Source organism: Streptomyces sp. NPDC019443 (assembly GCF_044389785.1).
Taxonomy (GTDB): domain Bacteria; phylum Actinomycetota; class Actinomycetes; order Streptomycetales; family Streptomycetaceae; genus Streptomyces.
In genome coordinates this window covers 23,226-29,314 of sequence record NZ_JBIRYJ010000033.1, presented here as the reverse complement: position 1 = coordinate 29,314, position 6,089 = coordinate 23,226, and the positions used below count along the sequence as shown (strand labels likewise).

7 protein-coding genes are annotated in these 6,089 nt (G+C 66.3%); 5 read left to right on the top strand and 2 right to left on the bottom strand.

Translation table 11 applies throughout. The features are described from left to right. Positions 1-91: 91 nt before the first annotated feature. Positions 92-472, bottom strand: coding sequence for a hypothetical protein (locus ACH492_RS39340; protein WP_398994157.1), 381 nt, complete (start codon positions 470-472; stop codon positions 92-94). Between the two features lie 332 nt (positions 473-804). On the opposite strand from ACH492_RS39340, the gene ACH492_RS39335 reads away from it, so the two are divergent. The 3 genes from ACH492_RS39335 (at position 805) to ACH492_RS39325 (ending at position 2,733) form a co-directional block, all read left to right on the top strand. Further along, positions 805-1,089, top strand: a complete 285-nt coding sequence (locus tag ACH492_RS39335; RefSeq protein ID WP_398994155.1) for a hypothetical protein — start codon at positions 805-807, stop codon at positions 1,087-1,089. Positions 1,090-1,417: 328 nt separating this feature from the next. After that, a complete protein-coding gene (locus tag ACH492_RS39330) occupies positions 1,418-1,930 on the top strand; it encodes a hypothetical protein (protein ID WP_398994153.1) in 513 nt (170 codons plus the stop codon). Between the two features lie 356 nt (positions 1,931-2,286). Beyond that, positions 2,287-2,733: a DUF3592 domain-containing protein gene (locus ACH492_RS39325; protein ID WP_398994151.1), complete on the top strand. Its 447-nt coding sequence runs from the start codon at positions 2,287-2,289 to the stop codon at positions 2,731-2,733. Between the two features lie 93 nt (positions 2,734-2,826). On the opposite strand, the gene ACH492_RS39320 is transcribed toward ACH492_RS39325, so the two are convergent. After that, on the bottom strand, positions 2,827-4,191 hold the full coding sequence (locus tag ACH492_RS39320; RefSeq protein ID WP_398994149.1) for an ISNCY family transposase: 1,365 nt from the start codon (positions 4,189-4,191) through the stop codon (positions 2,827-2,829). 270 nt (positions 4,192-4,461) lie between these two features. Here ACH492_RS39320 and ACH492_RS39315 point away from each other — a divergent pair, with 270 nt between their 5' ends. Beyond that, positions 4,462-4,944 carry a transposase gene (locus tag ACH492_RS39315; RefSeq protein ID WP_398994147.1) on the top strand — a complete coding sequence of 161 codons (483 nt, stop codon included), beginning with the start codon at positions 4,462-4,464 and terminating at the stop codon, positions 4,942-4,944. A 157-nt stretch (positions 4,945-5,101) separates the two neighbouring features. After that, positions 5,102-6,052 carry an IS481 family transposase gene (locus ACH492_RS39310; RefSeq protein ID WP_398994145.1) on the top strand — a complete coding sequence of 317 codons (951 nt, stop codon included), beginning with the start codon at positions 5,102-5,104 and terminating at the stop codon, positions 6,050-6,052. The last annotated feature ends 37 nt before the right edge of the window (positions 6,053-6,089 follow it).

The following is a 6,089-nucleotide window of genomic DNA, read 5'->3' as shown; positions in this document are numbered from 1 at the left end:
GCCCACATGCACAACCTCGCCCTCGCCGCGTGAACAGAACCACCCCGGACACGGCCCCGACCTGCCAAAACGCAACCTTCTGCAACACGCTTTAGCCCTCGGCAAGCACCGCGTCCGCCAGCTGAAGCACCACGCTCACTGGCTCGGCTACGACACCACCGACCGCTCGTGGGGAAAGCGGCACACCGCGCGGGCGCGGCGTCGGCCTGTGCCACGTACCGTCTCCGCGCACCTGGCCGACACGCACCAGCCCGCGCTGTTCACCCTGGACCGTGACTGGAGCCGCGTCGCGGCACGCAACGTGGACGAGCTGCCCGCCCTGACCACCGATGCCGGGCAGCTGCTGGAGGAGTTCACCCAGTTCTGCCGCGCGCAGATGCGGCGGGTCAACCCTGACCCGCACGGCCACGCCGGAGCCCTGCGCGCCCTGCGCATCGTGCTGGCCCACCTGGGTGCCGCCGCGCCTGTCCATGAACGTGACCTACGAGCCCTGGCCGCGCTGGACCGCAACATCAATGCCCCGCGCGTCATCGGCTTTCTCGCCCAGCGCGGAATGCTCATCCCCGATCCCGCACGCACGGCGGACCGCCATCTCGCCGCCGTCGACCGTCTGATCGCCAGCTTCCCCGCCCCCATGGACAGTGAACTGCGCGGCTGGGTCACAGTCCTTCAGCCCTGCTGCCCTCCCAAGCTGCTGAGATCCAGCTCGATGAACTCGACCTCGCCCACGGCGTCCTACGGCTGCCCAGGCGCACCATCTACCTCGAAACCCTCACCACGGAGCTGCTCACCCAGTGGCTCCGCATGCGGCAGCAGACATGGCCCGCCTGCAGCAACCCCCACCTGCTCGTCAGCAGCCAGACGGCCCTCGACCCTTCCGGCCCACCCGTCAGCAAGATGCTGCTCAGTACGGCGTTCGACCGCACCGGCCTCACCGCCCGAGCCCTGTGGCAGGACCGCGTCCTGAACGAAGCCCGCCACGGCGCCGACCCCGTCCATCTCATGCGCCTGTTTGCCATCTCCGACTCCACCGCCATGAAATATGTACACACAGCGCACCCCGAAAAGACCGGACGCGTTCACTCCTGACTAAGCCTCAATTCACCGAGCACTGGCCGGTTCAGAGCTTGGAAATGAGGACGGGTACCTCTGAGCTGGGATGATGGGATCTCCTACGGTTCCACATCCACAGACCGAGAAAACATCCCCGAGATGCAATCTCCCCACGCCGCTGCGGCGGTCTGCGCCTTGTTCGATCACCGGAATCTGGTTGCGGACGTTGTCGCCCCACCGTTGCGAGTTCTTGTCACACTGTCGGAACTGATAGCCAGGTTATGGGGAGGCCGGGTTGGACCCAGGGAGGGAGCCCAGATGGCGAAAGCCTGCACCACTGGGCTACGGTCCTGCCGTCGATGCGGTGACCAACGTTGCAGCTCCGCTCCTTGCGGGGTTCAGCATCGTCACAGTCGGCGTCGTCAGCGCAGACGGTGACAAGTTCCGCTGGCCCGGAGCGGTGCTGTTATGCCTGACCTCGGCAGCGTTCATGTTCGTAAGCTGCTTGCAATTGGGGTTCCATGCCCGCCGGCACCTGTACTCGTGGGCGGATATCACGGCGTGGTGGACCGAGGACGAAGTACATGATCATCTAGACCTCCTGCGCGTAGAACAGCATGCTGACTTCCAGCTTTGGGGCCGGTGGCGCCGATGGGCCCACGCGGCGTACAGCGCAGGCATGGTCATGTTGTGGGCCGGTGTCGCACTGGCCCTGGTGCCCCCGGTGCGTAGTACCCTCCCCGCTGGCCAGCTCCGATGGGCGGCGGTCGCGGTCGCGGCCGCCGCCGCGGTGGTGGAAGCGGTGTGGACTGCCTATACGCCAGTGAGGCACTGGATTCGTCGGCGCCAAGTTCTCGCTGGAGGCGCACACGAGTGATGAACCGAGGCCGCCGGAGCCTTGGCCCTGGGAGGAGCCCCCGGACTGGTCAGAGGACCCGCTGGGGGCGGCTCCCCCTGAGGGCCATCCTGTCCGGCCTGCCATCACACTCTGGCCCACCATCCCTCCTGCGAACTGAAGCGCATGAGCATCGAAGTCGCCAACCTGCTCGGCTACGAGAGAGCCCTTGCTCGGCTCGTAGCGGCTGACTTGGCGCCTGGCCCAGACACGCGAGGTGAGGACAGGTCAGCTGCCTCTACCGACTCCTCAAGCGGATTGCGCGCGTGGCTGAGGCTCCGCCTGGGGCGCGGGGTTGACGGAACATCTGGCCAGCCTCCCGACCATGGTGGGACTGAGTGAGACATTTATTTTGGATATTTTGGTTGTGGCACAATTATCCAACCGCGCTCGTGGGAGTGTTTTTGGTTGTCTGGGCAGTAGGAGCGGCTTCAGCCCCCGTCAAGGAGCTTCGGTTACTGCAGCGTGGCGTCACCGCTCAAGGCGTGGCGATGCGGGTGCGGGTACGTTCACGCGGTACCGCTACGACCAACACCCGCTACCACATGGCAGAGGTTTATTACTGGACGCCGGACGGGGAGCACTACGTCGAAGTCGAGGTCAGCTCCGGTATCAAGCGCGGTAGCACCGTCGCTGTCTTCTATGATCCGTTGAAGCCAACCCGTGCAGGGGAGGCTCCGGCCTGGACATTCTTAGTTGTTTCGATCGTATTGAGCCTTGCGGGAACTGTGGCGGCCGTGTGGTATTGGCATTGGGTCATCAGTGGCGGCAGGATCGGGTTCTGAAGCTTAGCTACTTGCCCCTGAAAAAGGGTTTGTCCAGCTGAGAGGCGATATCGGGTGGGATCGTGGCGGTGTCTCCTGTGGGTGGGTGTCGTGTCATCGGCTGACGACGGCCATCCGCTGCAGGTTGTAGGCGAAGATCCCGAGTCCGGTCCAGGTCTGCGCGCCCGCCAGGCGGCGCAGGCGGGTGCGGCGGAGTCCGAAGGTGCGTTTGAGGTGGCTGATGCGGGCCTCGATGCCGACTCGCCAGTTGCGCATCCGTCGGAATGAGCGGCTGCGTTCGTACTCGCAGCGTGCCTTTCCGGGCTTTCCCGCTCGTTGAAGGCCGATCCGCTGGACGCCGAGTTCGGCGAGTGCCCGGTCGTTGGCCGCGGTGCCGAAGCCGCGGTCGGCGACGGCCGTGCCGGGCGGGCGGCCGGTCAGCGTGGTGACGCGTTCCACCGAGGGCACCAGTTGGGGTGCGTCGGGTGGGTTCCCGCGCTGAAGTTGGTGGTCGACGACGAAGCCGCGTTCGTCCTCGGCCACCAGTGCGGTGTAGCCGAACTGGGTGGGGTGCTGCGGCTTGCCCTTGCGGATCGGCCGGGCATCGGGGTCGGCCAGGGAGACCAGCCGGTCGGGAATCGAGCGGATGCCCGCCAGCCGCACAGCGGTCTGCTCCAGCAGTCGGCGGGTGCCCGCCGCGGTCTCGGCCAGCTCCCTCAGCACATGCGCGAGCTGTCCTGACGGCCGTTTGCCCAGTGTCCGACGGGCGTTGCGCTCCACTGCGGTCACCTCCCGAAGTGTCGCGCGGGCCACGGTGGCAATCTCGCCGGTAAGCCGGTCGATCTCTCCCATGGCCTGGCCGGTGCGGCGCCGCAGGGTGCGGGAGATCTCCTTCAGGCGGCGGCCGGCTGACCGGCTGCGGTCCCGGAAACGGGTGCGCCCGGCCGCGCCCGCGGCCTTGATCCGCCGCACCAGCCTGCCCAGCTTGCGCACCCCGTGCTCCAGCAGATCGGCGTCCGTGGGGTGGTCGATGTCGGCCTCGACCACGGTGGTGTCGATGCGCAGCTTGCGGGACCGCAGCAGCTTGTCCTCGACCAGCTTGCCCAGCAGCGCGGCGTTGAGGTGTTCCACGGTCTGCGGGCCACTGCGGCGAACCAGTTTGATCAGCGTGGTGGGGTGCGGCACCGGAGAGGTCAACGGGATCCGGCAGAACCGCCGCCAGCTGAGCGAGTCGGCCACCTCGCGGCATAACGTCTCGTAGCCGAGCTGGTAGCGGTGCTTGAGGTACAGCAGCCTCAGCAGTGTCTCGACCGGGACTGAGGGACGCCCCAGCCGCTCGGCGAACACCGCCCGCCACGGGGCGATGAACCGTTCGTCGTCCAAGAACGCATCGATCCTGGCCAGCTCCGCGGGCAGCTGTCGCGCCTGTTCCGGCAGCACCTCCCACCACGTGTCCGGCACTCCCGCGACACGCAACATCGCCACCACCCCCGGCCGCCGATGACCGACGTCAACTGTCCCGGCCAACCGATGGCTCGCACCAGCTCTCCCCAAGGCATCACACCGCTGGCAGCCCCGACTTCTTCAGGGGCAAGTAGCTAGACCATTCGCAGGCCGGCCTGACCGATCGCGTTCGCGATGCCCCACTCCTTCGAGCCGGCTCACCGTTGATACCGAGCATGGCGAGAGCGTGCCAATCCTGGATCAGGCCTTGCGCGTCGACCGGGCGGGCCCGCGGCGCAGGGGGGGGTGACTGGACGTCAGCCGCCGTATTGCGGGACGGCCGGACAGGAGATCGACTCTGAGCGCGAGGGCCGTGAGGCCGAGCCGAGCGCGGGGATCATCGACGCGCAGTCGGTGCGGGCCGCGGCTTCGGTGCCTGCCGCCTCACGGGCTACGACGGCGGGAAGAAAAGTAGCGGGCCGCAAACGGCACATCGTGACCGACTGCCTGGGCCTGCTCCTGGTCGTCGCGGTCACAGCCGCGAACATCGGCGACCCGGCCGACACCATCGCCGCGGCACCATCGCTGCGGGCGCGGGGAGCAGTGGCTGGCGGCCACCTGGATGTCGTAGCCGCCTGGACCATCCCCGCGGATGCGAGGCAGATCCACGAACTGGTGCAGGAGCAGACCGGCTGGGGACCATACCCGCGGGTGCGGGGAGCAGTTGAGATCCGCAGGGAGGCCAAGGCCGTTGTGGGGACCATCCCCGCAGGTGCGGGCAACGTCTAGTGTCGGCGATGCGTGAATCGTCGTTCTGGATCACTTTCAGTGCCGGGGCCACGGAGGGTCACCGGCACTGAAAGTGATCTCTAAAACTGATCTAAAACTGATCTAAAACTGACGATCATCGTTGACACCTGGGTCTCCGGCCACTACGGAGATCCACATGTCGAAGTCCACCCCTGCAACTCCGCCGCTTGACCGTGAGGCCAAGCGGCGCCTGGCGGTGATACGCCACGTCGAAGAGGTCACCGGGAACGTCGCGATGTCCTGCCGGTACTTCGGGATCAGTCGGCAGGCGTACTACACCTGGTACCGCCGCTACCAGGCCGAGGGCGCCGAGGGGCTGCGCACCCGTTCCAAGGCACCTAAGCACAGCCCCAACGCGACGCACGTCGAGGTAGTCGGAAAGATCATCTATCTGAGGCAGAACTACCACTTCGGACCCGAGAAGATCGCCATGTATCTCAAGCGGTACCACGACGTCACCATCAGCAAGTCGGGCGTGTGGCGGATCCTCAACCGCCTGGATATGGGCCGCCTGCCGGCCTCACAGCGCTACAAGCGTCACGACCGCAGATGGAAGCGGTACGAGAAGCAACTGCCCGGCCACCGGGTGCAGATCGACGTGAAGTTCATCGAGCCACTCGCCAACGCGCCCCAGGGGAGGCGGGGCGGCCGCAACAAGTACTACCAGTTCACTGCGATCGACGACTGCACAAGGCTGCGCATCTACCCGACGCTGAACCAGACCACCGCCATCCAGTTTCTGGACTACGTCACCCAGCGCCTGCCGTTCCAGGTCGAGGTCATCCAGACCGACAACGGTGCCGAGTTCCAGTCCGCTTTCCACTGGCACGTGCTCGACAAGGGCATCGCCCATACCTACATCAAGCCCCGCACGCCGCGACTGAACGGCAAGGTCGAACGTTCCCACCGCATCGACGCCGAGGAGTTCTACCGGCTCCTCGACGGCGTCATCATCGACGACGCCGAGGTCTTCAACGACAAGTTGCGCGAGTGGGAGGACTACTACAACTACCATCGCCCCCACGGTGGCCTCGGCGGCCAGACCCCCTACGAACGCCTCAAGCAGAAGACCACGGCCCAGGCGTAATCGAAGATCGTCAGTGGCACAACGACATTTCAGCAGG